The organism is Amycolatopsis orientalis DSM 43388 (genome assembly GCF_000411975.1).
In the GTDB taxonomy this organism is placed as follows: domain Bacteria; phylum Actinomycetota; class Actinomycetes; order Mycobacteriales; family Pseudonocardiaceae; genus Amycolatopsis; species Amycolatopsis orientalis_D.
Map to the genome: position 1 here is coordinate 1 of NZ_ASXG01000060.1, position 16,233 is coordinate 16,233.

Annotated in this window: 16 protein-coding genes and 1 pseudogene; 9 read left to right on the plus strand and 8 right to left on the minus strand. The window is 71.8% G+C overall.

The annotated features are described in order from the left end of the window. From L942_RS10165 to L942_RS10175, 3 genes and pseudogenes are all read left to right on the plus strand, one after another. Positions 1 to 1,122 (plus strand): annotated as a pseudogene (locus L942_RS10165) (hypothetical protein); the annotation flags it as partial. 7 nt (positions 1,123 to 1,129) lie between these two features. Next, the gene (locus L942_RS10170) at positions 1,130 to 1,552 is read left to right on the plus strand and encodes a type VII secretion target (protein ID WP_051165856.1); all 423 of its coding nucleotides are present in this window, start codon (positions 1,130 to 1,132) and stop codon (positions 1,550 to 1,552) included. 124 nt (positions 1,553 to 1,676) lie between these two features. Beyond that, positions 1,677 to 2,249, plus strand: coding sequence for a YbaB/EbfC family nucleoid-associated protein (locus L942_RS10175; RefSeq protein WP_037358012.1), 573 nt, complete (start codon positions 1,677 to 1,679; stop codon positions 2,247 to 2,249). A gap of 563 nt (positions 2,250 to 2,812) precedes the next feature. Here L942_RS10175 and L942_RS10180 read toward each other — a convergent pair. Next, positions 2,813 to 3,154: an MmcQ/YjbR family DNA-binding protein gene (locus tag L942_RS10180; RefSeq protein WP_037358013.1), complete on the minus strand. Its 342-nt coding sequence runs from the start codon at positions 3,152 to 3,154 to the stop codon at positions 2,813 to 2,815. A gap of 89 nt (positions 3,155 to 3,243) precedes the next feature. Here L942_RS10180 and ligD point away from each other — a divergent pair, with 89 nt between their 5' ends. Then, positions 3,244 to 4,233 carry a non-homologous end-joining DNA ligase gene (ligD, locus tag L942_RS10185; RefSeq protein ID WP_037358015.1) on the plus strand — a complete coding sequence of 330 codons (990 nt, stop codon included), beginning with the start codon at positions 3,244 to 3,246 and terminating at the stop codon, positions 4,231 to 4,233. A 33-nt stretch (positions 4,234 to 4,266) separates the two neighbouring features. Here the strand turns inward: ligD and L942_RS10190 are convergent, their stop codons facing one another. Beyond that, positions 4,267 to 4,842 (minus strand): TetR/AcrR family transcriptional regulator, encoded by a 576-nt coding sequence (locus L942_RS10190; RefSeq protein ID WP_037358018.1) that lies wholly within the window; start codon positions 4,840 to 4,842, stop codon positions 4,267 to 4,269. Between the two features lie 144 nt (positions 4,843 to 4,986). On the opposite strand from L942_RS10190, the gene L942_RS10195 reads away from it, so the two are divergent. Together L942_RS10195 and L942_RS10200 are read left to right on the plus strand one after the other, a co-directional pair. Continuing rightward, entirely contained in the window at positions 4,987 to 5,886 is a 900-nt protein-coding gene (locus L942_RS10195) for an alpha/beta hydrolase family protein (RefSeq protein WP_037358021.1), read from the plus strand. Between the two features lie 14 nt (positions 5,887 to 5,900). Beyond that, positions 5,901 to 6,770 (plus strand): LLM class flavin-dependent oxidoreductase, encoded by an 870-nt coding sequence (locus L942_RS10200; protein WP_037358024.1) that lies wholly within the window; start codon positions 5,901 to 5,903, stop codon positions 6,768 to 6,770. Here the strand turns inward: L942_RS10200 and L942_RS10205 are convergent. Further along, positions 6,682 to 7,302, minus strand: a complete 621-nt coding sequence (locus L942_RS10205) for a DinB family protein (protein ID WP_235079024.1) — start codon at positions 7,300 to 7,302, stop codon at positions 6,682 to 6,684. The genes L942_RS10200 and L942_RS10205 overlap by 89 nt on opposite strands. 154 nt (positions 7,303 to 7,456) lie before the next feature. On the opposite strand from L942_RS10205, the gene L942_RS10210 reads away from it, so the two are divergent. Further along, positions 7,457 to 8,755, plus strand: coding sequence for an MFS transporter (locus L942_RS10210; protein WP_037358027.1), 1,299 nt, complete (start codon positions 7,457 to 7,459; stop codon positions 8,753 to 8,755). Here the strand turns inward: L942_RS10210 and L942_RS10215 are convergent. Beyond that, entirely contained in the window at positions 8,742 to 9,953 is a 1,212-nt protein-coding gene (locus L942_RS10215; protein WP_037358030.1) for an SGNH/GDSL hydrolase family protein, read from the minus strand. The genes L942_RS10210 and L942_RS10215 overlap by 14 nt on opposite strands. 139 nt (positions 9,954 to 10,092) lie before the next feature. Here L942_RS10215 and L942_RS10220 point away from each other — a divergent pair, with 139 nt between their 5' ends. Next, entirely contained in the window at positions 10,093 to 11,643 is a 1,551-nt protein-coding gene (locus L942_RS10220) for a S53 family peptidase (protein ID WP_037358032.1), read from the plus strand. Between the two features lie 460 nt (positions 11,644 to 12,103). Here the strand turns inward: L942_RS10220 and L942_RS10225 are convergent, their stop codons facing one another. From L942_RS10225 to L942_RS10235, 3 genes are all read right to left on the minus strand, one after another. Then, complete coding sequence (locus tag L942_RS10225) at positions 12,104 to 12,517, minus strand: VOC family protein (RefSeq protein WP_037358034.1); 414 nt, start codon at positions 12,515 to 12,517, stop codon at positions 12,104 to 12,106. Between the two features lie 101 nt (positions 12,518 to 12,618). Next, positions 12,619 to 13,404 carry a SigB/SigF/SigG family RNA polymerase sigma factor gene (locus tag L942_RS10230; protein ID WP_037358037.1) on the minus strand — a complete coding sequence of 262 codons (786 nt, stop codon included), beginning with the start codon at positions 13,402 to 13,404 and terminating at the stop codon, positions 12,619 to 12,621. Then, positions 13,401 to 13,853: an ATP-binding protein gene (locus L942_RS10235; RefSeq protein WP_051165857.1), complete on the minus strand. Its 453-nt coding sequence runs from the start codon at positions 13,851 to 13,853 to the stop codon at positions 13,401 to 13,403. Before L942_RS10235 ends, L942_RS10230 begins: the two co-directional genes overlap by 4 nt. Positions 13,854 to 14,062: 209 nt before the next feature. On the opposite strand from L942_RS10235, the gene L942_RS10240 reads away from it, so the two are divergent. After that, a complete protein-coding gene (locus tag L942_RS10240; protein ID WP_037358040.1) occupies positions 14,063 to 14,608 on the plus strand; it encodes a bifunctional nuclease family protein in 546 nt (181 codons plus the stop codon). Between the two features lie 67 nt (positions 14,609 to 14,675). Here L942_RS10240 and L942_RS10245 read toward each other — a convergent pair whose 3' ends face one another. Next, the gene (locus L942_RS10245; RefSeq protein ID WP_063695750.1) at positions 14,676 to 15,092 is read right to left on the minus strand and encodes an STAS domain-containing protein; all 417 of its coding nucleotides are present in this window, start codon (positions 15,090 to 15,092) and stop codon (positions 14,676 to 14,678) included. Positions 15,093 to 16,233: the final 1,141 nt, after the last annotated feature.

Consider the following 16,233-nt stretch of genomic DNA (forward strand, 5'->3'; position numbering starts at 1 on the left):
CCCGGCGGGCCGCGGGTGGGGCCGGACGGCCGCCCGCTCGGTCCCGACGGCAGGCCGATCGGCCCGCCCGGGACCACGGTCGGCCCGAACGGGCAGATCATCGGCCCGGACGGGCGTCCGCTCGGCCCCGACGGCCAGCCGATCGGCCCGGCGGGGACCACGGCCGGCCCGAACGGCCAGCCGATCGGGCCGGACGGCACCCCGTACGGTCCGGGCGGCAGCGGCGGTCCTGGCGGCGGCGGTCCGGGCAGCGGCACCGGCGGCCCCGGCGGGCAGCAGCCCGGTCACACGTTCGACCCGGCCTCGCTGAAGATCCCGCAGAGCGGCAGCGGCGGCGGTCCGGGCGGCGGCGGGTCGTTGCCGTCGATCCCGGGTTCGGACGACCCGGGTTCGACGAGGGCGCAGGGCTTCACCCCGCCGAGCATCCCGCCCATCCCGGGCGGAAACCCCGGCGGCTCGACCTTCACTCCGCCGAACATCCCGCCGATCCCCGGCGGAGGCAACCCCGGCGGCGGGAACCCGACGTTCACCCCGCCGGCCATCCCGCCGATTCCGACCGGCAAGGACGGGGATCCGTACAAGCCGACTCCGTACAAGCCGCAGCCGTTCAAACCCTCGATCCCCGAGGGCCCCGGCGGGATCAAGCCGTACGAGCCGAAGCCGTTCACCCCGGGCAAGATCGGCCCGGACGGCAAACCGCTGTTCCCGGGCGGAGGCACCGGGCCGAGCGGGGAGAAGCTCGGCGGCATCGGCAAGGTCGGCGGCGTCAACGGCGAGAGCATCAGCAGCAGGCTCGGCGGCGGTGCGGGCGGCCTGGGCGGCGGCAAGGGCGGCGCGGGCTCCGGCGGCGGAGGAGCGTTCAGCGGCGCGGGCGGCTCCGGTCCGGCCGAGGAAGGCGTCGCCGGGCGCGGCGGCTCGGGTGCGGGCGGCGCCGGCGCGAAGGGCGCGGCCGGTGCTCCCGGCATGGGGGCCATGGGCGGCGGCAAGGGCGGCAAAGGCCCGGAGGACAAGGAACACAAGGTGGCGAGCTTCGTCGAGTCGGACGATCCGTCGTTCTTCGCGCCGGACGAGGTCGTCGCCCCGCCGGTGATCGGCGACTGGAAGAACAAGGACTGGAAGTGAGGCGGCGATGAGCGGGAACGCGCAGGGGTTCCGCGTAGAGCCCGACGACCTCGTGGCGCACGCGAGCCACCTGGACGGCCTGGTGGACCGGCTGAACACCGCGGTGCAGGCGGCGGACTACGCGATGTCCGACGACGCGTACGGGCTGCTGTGCGCCTTCCTGCCGCCGATCATCAACCCGACCGGCGAGAAGGCGAAGGAAGCGATCAGCGGCGCGGTCGAGGGCGTCCAGGCGACCGCGGACAACGTGCGGACCGCCGCGAAGTCCTACCAGGAGGGCGACGAGGGCCAGTCGAAGCCGTTCCAGAAGGCGGCGACCGAAGGGCCGCTCAGCACCGAGCGCAGCGCGGAGCTGAAGGAGCGGTTCCGCGTCGGCGGCGGGCAGCCGTTGCCGGCCAAGGAACGCGGCGTGTCGCCGGACGCGACGTAGCGAGGCGCCGCGCTCGCGGCGCGGCGGCGGGCGGTACCGTCGGGGAATTGACAGTGCCGGTCCCGGCGTGGACAGGACCCGTCCGCAGCGGCGCGGGCGACGGGATTCGAGGAGAACGAAAAGCATGACCAGCGCGGGTGGGCTGGGCGACCTGATCAGGGACCCCGACGACGCAATCCGGCGAATGGACGAATGGGCGGCCGGGTTCGCCCGCAAGGCGGAGCGCTACGCGGCGGCCCAGCAGGAAACCGAGCGGCTGCGGCTGACCGCGACGAGCCCGGACGGGACAGTTCAGGTCACCGTCGGGGCCGACGGGGTCGTGTCGGACCTCGTGTTCAGCTCCCGCACGCGCACCATCCCTCCGGAGGAGCTCTCCCGGATGGTGCTCGAGACCATGCGGAAGGCGCAGTCGGGCATCACCGACCGCGTGGCCGAGGTGATGGGCCGCAGCCTCGGCGACGAGGACCCGGACACCCGCGCCGCCATGCTCGATTCGCTCCGCAGCCGCTTCCCGGACCCCGACCCGGACCCGGCCGAGCCGCAGGACAGCACGGAAGAACAGCCGGAGCCGCCGCAGACGCCGCCCCCGGCGGGCGGCGCGCCGCGCCCGCCCGCGCCCGGCGGTCCCGCTTCGCCGCCGCCGGGCCGCCGTCCAGGTGGCATCGACCCGGACGAGCAGGACAACAACCCCTGGTGACCCGATAGTGTGCCCCGGCCCCGCAGCCGGGGCGCACTGTCGTTCGTGGACAGTCCGATGTGGATGCCGGAGCCTGCTTGCGGTCGGCCAGGTAGCGCAGGTAGACCAGCGCCCTCCGACGAGAACTCTGCCCCACTTCGACGGATGGGCCGCACGAAGCGGGCACTTGCTGGGCTGAGACATCGGCGGGGCCGGGCTCGGCGGTGAAAAGCGGGTGGTACACCAAGATCGCCCCGGCGACCAGTCCCTGCACCGACACCGCAAACCCCTCCGCCAGAACACGAAGAAGATCGCCGCGACCCGGTGCGGTGTTGCCCGGGGTGTCGTCCGATGTGGACGCCGAGGTCGGCGGGCCTGCTTGCGGGCGGCGAGACCGGGTGGGGATAGCGGTGCCCTGCCGACCAGAACTCTGCCGCATTAGGACGAGGCGGGGCAGAGACAGAGGCGCGGCCGGGCCTAGCGGGGAGAAGCGGCAGTCGCCCCAAGGACCGCCTCGCCGACCAGCACCCCGAACGCGCCAGCGCCGACCGCCGCGAAGCAGTGCCTGCCTGGGCACCGGTCCGTCAGAGCTGCGGCAGCGGAACCTCGGCCGCCAGGTCCTCGGGGGCCGACAGCCGCCACGCCTCGTACACGAGTTCGGCCAGTTCGTCGGCCTCGATGCCGCTCAGCCGCACCACCACCCAGCCGAACCCGCCGGACGTGAACTGTTCCTCGAAAACGTCCGGCCGTTCCGCGACGAGCGCCTGCTGTTCCGCGATGGTCTGCTTGAGCCCGACCGTGTCGGTGCGCGGCCAGTGGTAGCCGAAGCGCTTGCCGCGCACGCTGAACGACGTGTAGTCGCGGCCGCTGCCGCGTTCGACGTCGCGCAGCTTGCGGATGATCCGTTCGAAATCCTTGCTCGGCACCGGTCCCGGCCCCCTCCGTCGTGGACCCGGCCATCTTACGGCGGCGGATCCGGCGGGTTCGGCTTACCGTGGTGCGCGGAGGTGCCCGAATGTCCGAAGTGGCCGGCGGCATGCCGCCCGCGATCGAGCCGATGCTGGCGTCGCCCGACGGCGGCAGGCTGCGCGACGACCCGGCGTACGCCTACGAATTCAAATGGGACGGTTACCGGGCGACCATGCGCGTCGCTCCGGACGGGCGCACGCTGCTGACCAGCCGCAACGACAACGACTTCACCGCCAGGTTCCCGCAGCTGGCCGGCGCGCTCGGCGATGCGCTGGGCGGCCGTCCGGCGGTGCTCGACGGCGAGATCGTCGCCCTCGACGAGCACGGCCGGCCCGACTTCGGGCTCCTGCAGAACCGCACCTGGAAAGCGGTCGCGTACTTCGCCTTCGACCTGCTCAGCCTGGATGGGCGAAGCCTGCTCGACGCGCCGTACGAGGAACGCCGCGGGCTGCTGGCGGAGATCGAGCCGCCGGACCGGCAGCTGGTCGCGATCACGCCCTGGTACCTGCACGGCGACCTCGCCGAGGACGGCATGACTCCGGCCGGGCTGCTGGACGTCGCGCGGAAAATGATGCTCGAAGGCCTGATGGTGAAGGCCCGCCGGTCGCGGTACCACCCGGGACGGCGCAGCCCGGACTGGCTCAAGCACCCGCTGGTGCAGACGACCGAGGTGGTCCTTGGCGGCTGGCGCCCGGGCCAGGGCCGCCGCGAGGGCACGATCGGCGCGCTGCTGCTGGGCGCGCACGACCCGGAGTCGGGGGAGCTGCGGTACCTGGGCGACGTCGGCACCGGCTTCACCGACGCGATGCTCAAGGACCTGCAGGCGCAGCTGGTTCCGTTGGAGCGCAAGACGAGCCCGTTCGCCGAGCAGGTCCCGCGGGACCGGGCACGCGGCGCGCACTGGCTGGAACCCGAGGTGGTCGGCGAGGTCGTGTACCGCCGCCTGACCCCGGGCGACGGGCGGCTGCGGCACACGGCTTGGCGCGGGTTGCGTCCGGAACGGCGTCCGGACGAGGTCACCGTGCCGGCCCGCTGAGCGTTCCCGCCGCCGCGTGCCACCTGCCTTCTCTCAGTCAGCCTGCCGCAACCCGGTGATCAACAGCCCGGCCAGGCGGCGCGCGTCGTAGCTGTCGTCGGCTTCCGCGCCGATGCACAGGTTGCCGACGCCGCGCATCAAGTGGATGGCCTCGAGGTCGGTGTGGATTTCCCCGGCCTCGGCCGCGGCGGCGAGCAGCTGAGAGCACACCGGAACGAGGCGTTCGAGGAAGTACGCGTGCAGCGCCTCGAAGCCGCTGTGGTCGGACTGCATGATCCCGGCCAGCCCGTGTTTCGTGACGAGGAAGTCGACGAACAGGTCGATCCACTGTGCGAGCGCGGCGTGCGGGGAGTCGTTGTCCGCCAGCAGTTTCGGGCCCGCGTCGGCGCACGCTTCGACCTGGTGCCGGTACACCGCGATGATCAGGTCCGCGCGGGTGGGGAAGTGCCGGTAGATCGTGCCCACGCCGACGCCCGCCCGCGTCGCGATGTCGCGCACCGGCGCATCTACGCCGGACGCGACGAACACCGCCGCCGCCGCGTCGAGCAGGGTTTTCTCGTTGCGCCGGGCGTCCGCCCGCTTCGTGCGAGCCCCCGCGTTCTCCGCCACGTGCCGCTCCTCCTCGTGCCGCCGCTAGACAAGCGGAACAGTGTTCCGTATAGTTACCGGAGCAATGTTCCGTTTGCTCATGATGCCAGACCGGGCCGCCGGCCACCACATCCTCGCGCCCGGACGGCGAAAGAAGGTATTCCCATGTCCGCAGTACAGCCCGCCCCGGTCGTCTCGGTGAAGCCGGTGCGGCTCGACGCGCCGGGCCGCGGCGAGGACCTGCTGGTCCGCGTGTCCGCCCCGGCGACCGGCCAGGACTTGCCGGTGATCGTGTTCTCGCACGGGTTCAGCTCGTCCCTCGACGGGTACCGTCCGCTCGCCGATTACTGGGCCGCGCACGGATTCGTGGTCGTGCAGCCGACGCATCTCGATTCGCGGACCCGCGCGTTGCCCGCGGAAGACCCGCGCACGCCGAACATCTGGCGGTTCCGGGTCGAAGATCTCCGGCACGCCATCGACCGTCTCGACACTCTCGAAGCGGCTCTGCCCGGCCTGAACGGGCGAGTCGACCACAGCCGGATCGCCGTCGCCGGGCACTCCTGGGGCGCGCAGTCGGCGAGCATGCTGCTGGGCGCGCGCGTCGTCGAGGCGGACGGGAGCCTCGGCGAGGACCTGACCGACGCGCGGGTGTCCGCCGGGGTGCTGTTCGCGCTCACCGGGCTCGGCGGCGCGGACCTGTCGCCGTTCGCGGCCGAGAATTTCCCGTTCATGAGCCCGAATTTCGACGGCCTGAAGGCGCCGGCGCTGTTCGTCGCGGGAGACCAGGACAATTCGATGCTTTCCGTGCGCGGCCCGGACTGGTTCACCGACGCGTACCGGCTCAGCCCGGGGGAGAAGAGCCTGCTGACGCTCTTCGGCGCGGAGCATTCGCTCGGCGGCATCACCGACTACGACGCCAAGGAGACCACCGACGAAAGCCCCGAACGCGTCGCCCTGCAACAGCGCCTGACCACGGCGTATCTCCGCAGCGCGCTCATTCCCGGCGACGACAGCTGGACCGGGACGTCCGACAGCCCGCTCGGCCGCGTCGACTCCCACGAGTGAAAGGACTTCCCGCGATGACCACGAAACCGCGGTTCGGCATCATGACCGCGCCGATGCAGACCGACTACGCCTCGCTGCGGCAGGTGTGGCGCGAGGCGGACGCGCTGCCGGCCATCGAGCACGCCTGGCTGTTCGACCACCTCCTGCCGATCGCGGGAGAACTGGACGGGCCGGTTTTCGAGGGCTGGACGCTGCTTTCCGCGCTGGCGGCGCACACCGAGCGCCTCCGGCTCGGCCTTTTGGTGACCAGCAACCGGTTCCGTCCGCCGGCGATGCTGGCGAAGATCGCCGCGACCGTCGACGTCGTCTCCGGGGGACGGCTCGACTTCGGCCTCGGCGTCGGTTCCCGGCCGAGCCACCCGCTGGCCCGCCGGGAGTACGAAGCACACGGCCTGCCGTACCTGGAAACCGCCGACGCGGTAGGCCGGTTCGCCGAAGCGTGCACAGTGATCCGGAAGCTGTGGACCGAGGACAAGCCGTTCGATTTCGCGGGCAGGCACCTTCAGCTCACCGGCGCGTTCGGCAACCCGAAACCGGTGCAGCGTCCGCATCCGCCGTTCATGATCGGCGGCCGCGCCCGAGCGACGCTGCGTGTGGTCGCCGAGCACGCCGACCTCTGGAACATCCCCGGCGGGGACATCGCGGACGCCGTCGAGCGCAGCGCGATGCTGGACGGGTACTGCGCGGAAATCGGCCGCGACCCGGCGGAGATCACGCGCTCGATCCATCTGCCGGTGTCCTACGACCAGCCCGGTCTCACCCGGACGGCGATCGGGCAGGCGCTGGAAGCCGGGTTCAGCCACGTCGTGCTCGGGCTGCCCGCGCCGTATCCGGCCGGGGCCGCGCGGTGGGTCGCCGACGAGCTGATCGCCAAGGCGGGCTAAGGGTTTCTCTCAGCGGGCGGCGCGCTGAAGACGGAGCTGGCCGATCTCCGCGACGTTCTTCATCAGCTCCGCGTTCGCCCATGCGAGCAGGTGCCCGACGGTGCGCCGGGGGGTCTCCTTCGGGCCGGAACGGGACGGCGGAGGCCAGGTCGGCGCCGGTGAGCCGGTCCAGCGCCGCGAGCCAGTCCGCACGCAGGCCGCGGAGCCATTCGACGGCCGGTTCGCCCGGGCCCGGCCAGCCGGCATCGGCTCGCTCCCGAGGCTCCCGGCCGCGGAGCTGGTCGAGGGCGACGCTCCACCACCAGCCGAGATGCCAGGTCAGCCAGCCGATCGTCGGCGCCGGAACCGGATCGGGCTCGCGGTCGGCCCAGTCCGGGGTCCACGTTCCGTCCTCGGCCCGCCGCATCGTCCAGCAGAGCGCGGCGGGCGACCAGCCGAAGTCGTCGGGCTCGAGCCGCTCCAGGTGGTACTCGAACAGCGACCAGGCGAGGTCGAACTGCCAGCGCAGCAAAGCGAGGGAGGAATCGGGCACCGGCCGACCTTCGCACCGGCGGAGACGCGGGGAAACCAAGTTTCCGCGGCGGCACTGCTTGCTGCCAGGCGAAGCCCCCGCCTTCCGGTGGTCGACCGGAGGGGATCCGCCGTGCCAAGATGACCCGCCTGGACGAGAAGGGGGGGGCTCGGCAGTGGTGCTTGAGCAGGAAGCGAACCCGGCGGGGCGGATCCGGCGGGTGGCTCTCGCCAGCGCGGTCGGGACGACGATCGAGTGGTACGACTACTTCGCCTACAGCACGGCGACCGCATTGGTCTTCAACAAGCTGTTCTTCCCGTCGCTGTCCCCGGCGTCCGGCACGCTCGCCGCGTTCGCGACGCTCGGCGTCGGGTTCGTCGCGCGGCCGCTGGGCGGGATCGTCTGGGGCCACTTCGGCGACCGGGTGGGGCGCAAGGCGATGCTGGTCGCTTCGCTGGTGCTGATGGGGCTCGCGACCGCGGGCGTCGGCGTGCTGCCGACCTACCCGCAGGCCGGCGTGCTCGCCCCGGTGCTGCTCGTCGTTCTCCGGGTGCTGCAAGGGATTTCGGCCGGGGGCGAATGGGGCGGTGCGGCGCTGATGGCGGTCGAGCACGCGCCGGAAGGCAAACGCGGCCGGTACGGGTCCTTCTCGCAGATCGGCGTCCCGGCCGGGCTGATTCTGGCGCAGCTGGTGTTCTTCCTGGTGAACAGCTCGCTGTCGGCGGAGGACTTCCGGTCGTGGGGCTGGCGGATCCCGTTCCTGGTCAGCCTCGTGCTGGTGGTGGTCGGGCTGGTGATCCGGCTGCGCGTGGAAGAGAGCCCGGTGTTCGCGAAGCTGCGCAGCACCGGCGCGCGCAGCCGGCTGCCGATCGCGGAGGTGCTGCGCGCGCGGCCGAAGCAGGTGCTCGCGGCCGCGGTCAGCTTCATCGCGAACACCGCGCTGGGCTACATCTTCTTCGCGTACCTGCTGTCGTATGGCACTTCGGTGCTCAAGCTGTCCAGCACGACGATGCTGGTCGTGGTGATCGTCGGCAGCGTGGTGTGGCTGGCGAGCATTGTCGCGTCGGCGATCTGGTCGGACTCGGCCGGGCGGAAGCCGGTCTATCTGGCGGGTTCCGTGCTGCTGGTCGTCTGGTCGATCCCGTTCTTCCTGCTCGTGGACACCGCGCGGCCGTGGCTGCTGATCGTCGCGGTGGTGGTGCTGAACATCGGCCTCGGCGCTACGTACGGGCCGCAGTCGGCGCTGTTCTCGGAATTGTTCGAATCCCGGTTCCGCTACAGCGGATCGTCGTTCGCCTACGCCGTGGGCGCGGTGCTGGGCGGCGGGTTCGCCCCGCTGATCGCGGCCGCGCTGCAGAGTTCGACCGGGACGTCGTTGTCGGTGTCGCTCTACATGGTGGGCGTCGGCGTGCTCAGTCTCCTTGCCGTGCTGGCGTTCCCGCACAAGCCGCTCGTGCCGGTCACAGCAGAGTGAGCGGCACCGCGTCGGCCATCCGCTGGTACCCGGCGTCGTTCGGGTGCAGGTGGTCGCCGGAGTCGTAAGCCGGCAGCATCGCGAGCGGGTCGGCGGGATCGCGGAGAGCCGCGTCGAAGTCGACGACGCCGTCGTAGCTGCCGCTGGTCCGGATGAAAGCGTTCACCGCCTGGCGGGTTTTCTCCAGCGTCGGGTCGTAGACCTTCCAGCCCTTGAACGGCGTGAGCGTGCCGCCGATGACCCGGATGCCCCGCGCCTTGGCCTGCGCGACGATCTGGCGCAGCGCGGAAACGATCATCGCCGGGTCGGTCTGGTGCGGGTTCTGCTGGACATCGTTGATGCCTTCGAGCACGATCAGCGTGCGGACGTCCCCGCTGGCCAGCACGTCGTCGGCGAGCCGGGCGAGCGCGTTGCGCCCCGCGGCGCCGCCGTCGAGCAGGAGCCGGTTTCCGCTGATTCCGGCGTTGAGCACGCCTAGGCGTCCGTGCAGCCGGTCGCTCAGCCGGTCCGGCCAGCGCCGGTTCGCGCCGGGCGTGGAGTGCGCGCCGTCGGTGATCGAATCGCCGAGCGTCACGACGGTGCCGCGTGCGGGTCCGCGTACGTCGACTTCGCTGACGTAGTGCCACACCGCGGTTTGCTCGGTGAACGACGCGCCGGATTCCTCGCTCGCGAAGTCGCCGGCGCGGGTGAAGAACGACGTCTGCTGGGCGAGCGGATGGTAGGTGACCGGGCCGGACGGCGTGGGCACGTAAGTGGTCACGAGGAGGTCCGCGTCGGCCGGAACGCGCAGCCACGCCGGGTCGCTGAGCACCTCGGCCCCGGGCGGAACGACCACAGTGGACTGTCCGCCGAACGTCAGCGTGCGCATCGTGCCGCTCGCCGCGCGCGGACCGTCGGCGGCGACCGCGAGCGTCACGTGGCCGAAGGTGAGCGGTGCGGTGCCGAAGGTGAGCGGTGCGGTGCCGAAGGTGTTGGAAAGCCGCACCCGGGCCTGGTTGCCGCCGGCGCTGGTGTGCACGACGTTGCGGATCGAGTAGTTCGGATATCCCTGCGGCGTGTTCGCTACCGCGGCCGCGGGCGAGGCCGCCCACGTGCCGACCCAGCCATGCGCGGCCAGATCGCCCTCGGCACTGCCGGACGCGGTGACCGCGCCGAGCGTGAGCACGGCGGCCGTGCCCAGAGTAAGGATCCGTTTCATGGAGACACTGTGCGCGCGTCCGTGCGGCGCCGGCATCCGCGGTCCCAGCCATCGGGTCGACAGAAGACCGGACAGGTTTTGCCGCCGGACGGGGGATACGGCGGTGGTGCTCCGGTCGCCAGCGGGCGACCATGTAGCAATGACTGACTCACAGTGGGTACCGTTGTCCGGAAGTCTGCGTCCCGCGCTCGCTGAGGCCGAGGTGCTCGGCCCGCTCGACGCGGACGCCACCGTCACCGCGACCGTCGTGCTCCGGCGGCGCGCCGAACTGGATGTGGCCGCGCTGAGCGAACCGCTCGCGCCCGAGGAATTCGCCGACCGGTACGGTGCCGCCGCCGACGATCTCGATCTGGTGCGCACCGTCCTCACCGACGCCGGGCTCACTGTCACCGACGTGCACGCCGGATCGCGGCGCGTCTCGGTGCGAGGCCCGGCGCGGGCGATGACGGCCGCGTTCAAGACGGAACTGAACCGGGTCCGCCACGGCGACAGCGGCGAATTCGCCGCGCGCAGCGGGGAACTGCAAGTGCCCGCCGCGCTCGGGGACGTCGTGGTCGCCGTGCTCGGCCTCGACGAACGGCCGCAGGCGCGGGCGATGTTCCGGCTGCACAAGAAAGCCGCGGGGAAGGGCTACACGCCGGATCAGGTCGGGCAGCTGTACGGGTTCCCGGCCGGCACCGACGGCTCCGGGCAGACCGTCGCGGTGATCGAACTCGGCGGCGGGTACAAGCCGGAGGACCTCACGAAGTACTTCTCCGGCTTGAAGATCACCGAACCGAAGGTGACCGCGGCCGGGGTCGACGGCGGCAAGAACGCGCCGACCGGCGACCCGAATTCGGCGGACGGGGAAGTGCTGCTGGACATCGAGGTGATCGGCGCGGTCGCGCCCGGAGCCGCGCAGGTCGTGTACTTCGCGCCGAACACCGACCAGGGTTTCCTGGACGCGGTGAGCACCGCGGTGCACGCGACGCCGACCCCGGTCGCGGTCAGCATCAGCTGGGGCCAGTCCGAGGACCAGTGGACGGCGCAGGCCCGCACCGCGATGGACCAGGCGTTCGCCGACGCCGCGGCACTCGGCGTGACGGTGTGCTGCGCGTCCGGCGACAACGGCAGCGCCGACGGCCAGACCGACGGGGCGCAGCACGTCGATTTCCCCGCGTCGAGCCCGCACGCGCTCGCCTGCGGCGGCACCAAGCTCGACGGCACCCCACCGTCCACAGTGAACTCCGAGACGGTCTGGAACACCGCAGGCGGCGGCTCGACCGGCGGCGGCGTGAGCGACGTCTTCCCGGTGCCGGACTACCAGCAGGCCGCCGGAGTGCCCGCGCGGGCCGGGGGCGGGAAACCCGGGCGCGGGGTCCCGGACGTGGCGGGCAACGCGGATCCGGCGACCGGATACCAGGTGCTGGTCGACGGACAGCAGATCGTCGTCGGCGGCACGAGCGCGGTTTCGCCGCTGTGGTCGGCACTGCTGGCGAGGCTGGCGCAGACGGCCGGACGGGGGTTCGGGCTGGTCCACAGCAAGCTGTACGCCGGGGTCGGCGCGGGCAAGGTCCAGCCGGGGTTCCGCGACATCACCGAAGGCAGCAACGGCGCGTATTCCGCGGCGGCGGGATGGGACGCGTGCACCGGCCTCGGCGTGCCCGACGGCGCGGCGCTGCAGAAGCTTCTCGGCGGTAAATCGTCCTGAATGGACAGTGCGGACGGGGCAGCCCGCGGTCCAGGAGTTCGATGACGCGGCCGGGCGAGGCGTTCGCCGATGCGAAGCCGTGCCGCGTCTCCTCTCGGAGGCCGAGGCCGCCGGGCGTCCGCTGGTGCCGTCGCCGGAATCGCCGACCCCGCAAGTACGGCACACTCCGCCGAGCCCGTCGTGCGCACCGGCGCGTGCGAGAGCCGCTCGCTGCGGCGGGCACGGCGGATGGGCAGCGGCAGGGCGGTGCGGTCGGTCCCGATGGAGCCGGGCGACGTGGCTCCATCGGGACCTTCCGGGTCGTGTGAAATGACCGCGACCACTGCGGCGAAGTGATGCCGCCCTCGGTGTTCTTCGCCGCGGGCGGCATCGCGGTCCACGCCGGTCCCCTCGACCGGCCTTCATCTTTCGACTGGCCGCCGATGGGGGCCGAGATCGAAGCGGACGGCTGAACGCCGGTTCAGCCCTGCTGGCCGATGTTGACCATCCAGGAAATGCCGAACCGGTCGGTGCAGGCGCCGAATTCGTCGCCCCACATCTGCTTCTCCAGCGGAACCGACACGGTTCCGCCCTCGGACAGCTTGTCCCAGCAGCGGCGCAGCAGGTCGCCGTCGTCGCCGCTGAGGCTGATCGAGATGTTCGTTCCCGGCTGGTGCTCCATGCCGGGCGGCACGTCGGACGCCATGAGCGTGAACCCGTTGTCGCCCTCCAGCATCGCGTGCATGATCTGGTCGGCGTTGCCGGCTTCCGCGGGTGCGCCGGCCTCCCCGTAGGTGTTCAGCGCGAGGTTCCCGCCGAACAGGTCGTGGTAGTACTCCATCGCCTCGCGCGCGTTGCCCGCGAAGCTGATGTACGGGTTGAGTCTCGAGGCCATCGGGCCCTCCTCAGCTGATGGACGGGCCCGAATCGTCGCAGATCCGCGGGGGAGCGACAACGGGATCAGGCCCGGTCGGGCGACCCCCGTCGCGGGTGTTCTCAGGGTTCGCCGGTGAGCTTGTCGCGCAGCTGCTCGAGGGTCTGCGACAGCAGCCGGGACACGTGCATCTGGGAAATCCCGACCTGCTCGGCGATCTGGGTCTGGGTGAGACCGCCGAAGAACCGCATCACCAGGATCGCACGCTCCCGTTTGGGCAGCTCCCGCAGCAGCGGCTGCAGCGCCTCGTGGTTCTCGATGTGCTCGATTTCCGGGTCGTCGCCGCCGAGCGTGTCGGCGAGCAGCAGCGGCTCGGCGTCGTCGTGCACCGGCTTGTCCACCGACAGCGTCTGGTACGCGTGGCCCGCGACCAGTCCCTCGTGCACCTCGGAAAGCTCGAGGCCGAGGTGCTCGGCGAGTTCGGTCGGCGTCGGCGCGCGGCCGAGCGTCTGCGACAGGGTGGCCGAACCGCGGCTGAGCGACAGGTGCAGTTCCTTGAGCCGCCGCGGCACGCGGACCGACCAGCCGGTGTCGCGGAAGTACCGGCGGATTTCGCCCATGATCGTCGGCACGGCGAAGGACAGGAAGTCCGGGCCGCGGTCCGGGGTGAACCGGTCGATGGCGTTGATCAGGCCGATCCGGGCGACCTGGACGAGGTCCTCGCGGGGTTCGCCGCGCCCGGTGAACCGGGTGGCGATGTGCTCGGCGACCGGGAGGAATTCCGTGACGAGCTGTTCGCGCAGCCGCGGCCGCCGCTCGTCGTCGGCGGGCAGCGCGGCGAGCTCTTGGAACAGCGGCGCGGTGTGCGCGTATTCGTCCCGGTGGCGGGTGACGGGCTGCTGGTTCACCCGCTCGCCTCCCGGTGCAGGTCGAGGTCGAGATTCAGCGTGTAGCCGTTGTCGGCCGGGTCCGGGACGCAGCGCGCCGACACGTTCGAGGCCAGCGTGGTCAGCACGTGCCAGCCGAAACTTCGCTCGCTCGGCGGTTCCGGCTGCTGGGTGCGGGTCTGGACGCCGAACCGGATCCCCTCGGGCGAAACGGTGAACTGGCAGGTCATCGCGGCCCCGGGGGCGGCCGTCGAAACGACCTGGGCGCACGCCTCGTCGACCGCCATCTTGGCGTCGGCGATCGCGTCCAGCCCGTAATCGGCCCGCGCGGCGACTGCCTGCGCGAGCATGCGGACAAGCGGGATCTGGTAGGTCTCCGCCGGAAGCCGCAGCTCGATCACCTCGTCGAGCAGACGGTCCACGGCTGGCATGCCGCCGCTGGCGCGGCTGCCGGGTCCCTCGTCGTTCATGGCTCCCGCATACCCAAACGCGGCTCGATCGACACGTGCGGCGAGGGATTCCCGACTGTGCGCAGCGGCACGTTTACGCCCGGCGCCAGCTGGTCCGCGCCGCCTTCCCAGGCGAATCCGGCGCGCGGCCGACGGCGATTTCGCGTGACAAACCGCTGGAGGTTGGGTAGTCAGCAGGGAGAACCTTTCGGGAAGCGGGGTGACCCCCAATGGTGCAGGTGCGGGTGCAGGGGCTGGCCGTGGTGGCGCAGGAGTCGGCGCCGGTCGTGCTGCTGCGCGAGGAATCCGGCTCGCGCCGGTGGCTCGCCATCACCATCGGCGCGCCGGAAGCGCAGGAACTGGCCGCCGCGCAGGAACAGGTCGTGTCCGCGCGGCCCGGGACGGTCGAGCTGATCATCGAGGTGCTGGCGGCGCTGGGCCAGCGCGTGGAACGGGTCGAGATCACCCAGCTGCTGGACAGCATTTTCCACGCGGACCTCGTCCTGTCCGGCGGCGTGCGCGTGTCGGCCCGCCCGAGCGACGCGATCGCGATCGGCCTGCGGACCCATGCTCCGCTGGAGGTTGCGGAAGCCGTGCTCGACGAGGCGGCGGTCGACGTGACAGTGGCGGCGGGCGACGAGACCGCCCTCGGGTCGGCGCTCGACGCGGCCGGCGACCTGGACGAACCGGCGGTAGCGGCCGAGGACGAGATCCGCCGGTTCCGGGACTTGCTGGACGACGTGAGCCCGGAGGACTTCCGCGACCCGGACGCGTGATGGCGGGTTGAACGATTCGGCTTCCGGCCGCGGGCTGCGGCGTCCGCAGTGGACGGTCAGGCCTCGGTCAGGCCTTCTCGGCGGGCCGGGGGAGCGGGACCTCGGCGAGCCCCTCGGCGGCCCCGGCGCGGACGCAGTCGAGCGGGAACAGCGCGAACAGCCGCCGGACCGTGGGCGCGGCGCCCGGGTCGACGTAGAAATCCTTGTCCGCCCCGGCGGCCAGCAGCTTGAGCCGGATCAGGACGCGCAGGCCCGCGACGCCGAGGAAGGTCGTCCGGCGCAGGTCCACGATCACCAGGCCGATGGTGCTGCGCAACCGCGCTTCGACGACCTCGGCAAGCCGCGGCGCGGTCGCCAGGTCGACCTCCCCGGACACTTCGACGAGGGCGGTTCCCGGGGCGGGATGGCGGACCCGCAGCCGGAGCATCCCCGTCGGGTCCGGCGACGGCAGTGCGGGCAGTCGGGCAATGTGCGCGGCGGTCATCACGGCACTTTCTCTGAGCCGCGCACAGGGCTGCGGCGGAATGCCGGACCGGCCGGGCACCGGGCATCCCGGCGCGCGGGACGGATCGCGGTGGCTGGAGGCTCAACCACCCTCCACCGTAGCTCTCCCGCGCCGCCCAGGGAAGCCGCCGAAGGGGGACGACCGGCATCCGGCCGCCTCCGCCGGGCGGCGCGAAAGTGGTTGAACGATCAGGCAACTGTGGGGAGAGCGCCGCGCCGCGGGGGTCGGAAACGTTGGGGAGAAAGAACAATCCGGCCGCGGGGGACGTTCCTGCCAGCGAGCGGGGAGATTTGCTGCGCGGCGACGTTCGTGAAGGCCGCGTGAGGTGCGGGGCTGGTTTTGTTGCCGCGAACGGGAACTTGCCCGACGGCTCGGCTGCGCCTCGGTTCGGCACTGGGGCAGGCGCGCGGCAGCGTGGTCTCCGGTGCACGCCCTCCGGCTATCTCGCGACCGGACTCATCCGGTGGGTTGCCCGCGGCTGGGTGGAGGCGTGTTGCTGCTCGCAGCGGAGTGGCTGTGCTGTGGGCGTGGTTCTGCGGCCCGTTCCGCGAACCTCGTCTAATTCTCACTTGGACGTGCCTTGTGCGGTTGCGTGCGGCACGTTGCTGTGGGTTGCTGTGCCTGGGGCGGGGGCATTGGACGTGTTTCTGCTGTTGGGCTGCCTTTCCTCGGATCTCGTCAATCTCTCGACGGGACGTGCCTTGTGCGGTTGCGTGCGGCACGTTGCTGTGTGCGGCTGTGTCTGGGGTGGGGGCATTGGACGTGTTTCGGCTGTTGGGCTGCCTTTCCTCGGATCTCGTCAATCTCGCGGCGCGACGTGCCTGGTGCGGTTACGTGCGGCCCGGTGGAGGCGTGTTGCTGCTTGCAGGCGAGGCGGCTGTGCCTTGGGCCGGGCGCTAGACGTGGTTCTGCGGCTGCGCCGCCCTTCCTCGAACCCGTCTATGTCTCGAGCGGGCGGGCCTTTGTGCTGGTGCCTGCGGCGGGGTGGGCCGTGCCTCGGGCAGGTCGGAATTGGGCGTGGTTGTGCTCTGCGCTGCCTTTCCGCGAGTCCTGGCTGGCCGTGTCCGGTGCGGTTGTCCGTGGCGGGAGGCGCGCTGCCGCACACCTCGCCCAGCCGCCC

Coding starts and splice junctions, on each gene's coding strand:
- L942_RS10215 (WP_037358030.1), bottom strand. CDS start 9,953: ATGAAACGGATCCTTACTCTGGGCACGGCCGCCGTGCTCACGCTCGGC.
- L942_RS10240 (WP_037358040.1), top strand. CDS start 14,063: ATGGTGCAGGTGCGGGTGCAGGGGCTGGCCGTGGTGGCGCAGGAGTCG.
- L942_RS10170 (WP_051165856.1), top strand. CDS start 1,130: ATGAGCGGGAACGCGCAGGGGTTCCGCGTAGAGCCCGACGACCTCGTG.
- L942_RS10220 (WP_037358032.1), top strand. CDS start 10,093: ATGACTGACTCACAGTGGGTACCGTTGTCCGGAAGTCTGCGTCCCGCG.
- L942_RS10245 (WP_063695750.1), bottom strand. CDS start 15,092: ATGACCGCCGCGCACATTGCCCGACTGCCCGCACTGCCGTCGCCGGAC.
- L942_RS10200 (WP_037358024.1), top strand. CDS start 5,901: ATGACCACGAAACCGCGGTTCGGCATCATGACCGCGCCGATGCAGACC.
- L942_RS10235 (WP_051165857.1), bottom strand. CDS start 13,853: ATGAACGACGAGGGACCCGGCAGCCGCGCCAGCGGCGGCATGCCAGCC.
- ligD (WP_037358015.1), top strand. CDS start 3,244: ATGTCCGAAGTGGCCGGCGGCATGCCGCCCGCGATCGAGCCGATGCTG.
- L942_RS10195 (WP_037358021.1), top strand. CDS start 4,987: ATGTCCGCAGTACAGCCCGCCCCGGTCGTCTCGGTGAAGCCGGTGCGG.
- L942_RS10175 (WP_037358012.1), top strand. CDS start 1,677: ATGACCAGCGCGGGTGGGCTGGGCGACCTGATCAGGGACCCCGACGAC.
- L942_RS10225 (WP_037358034.1), bottom strand. CDS start 12,517: ATGGCCTCGAGACTCAACCCGTACATCAGCTTCGCGGGCAACGCGCGC.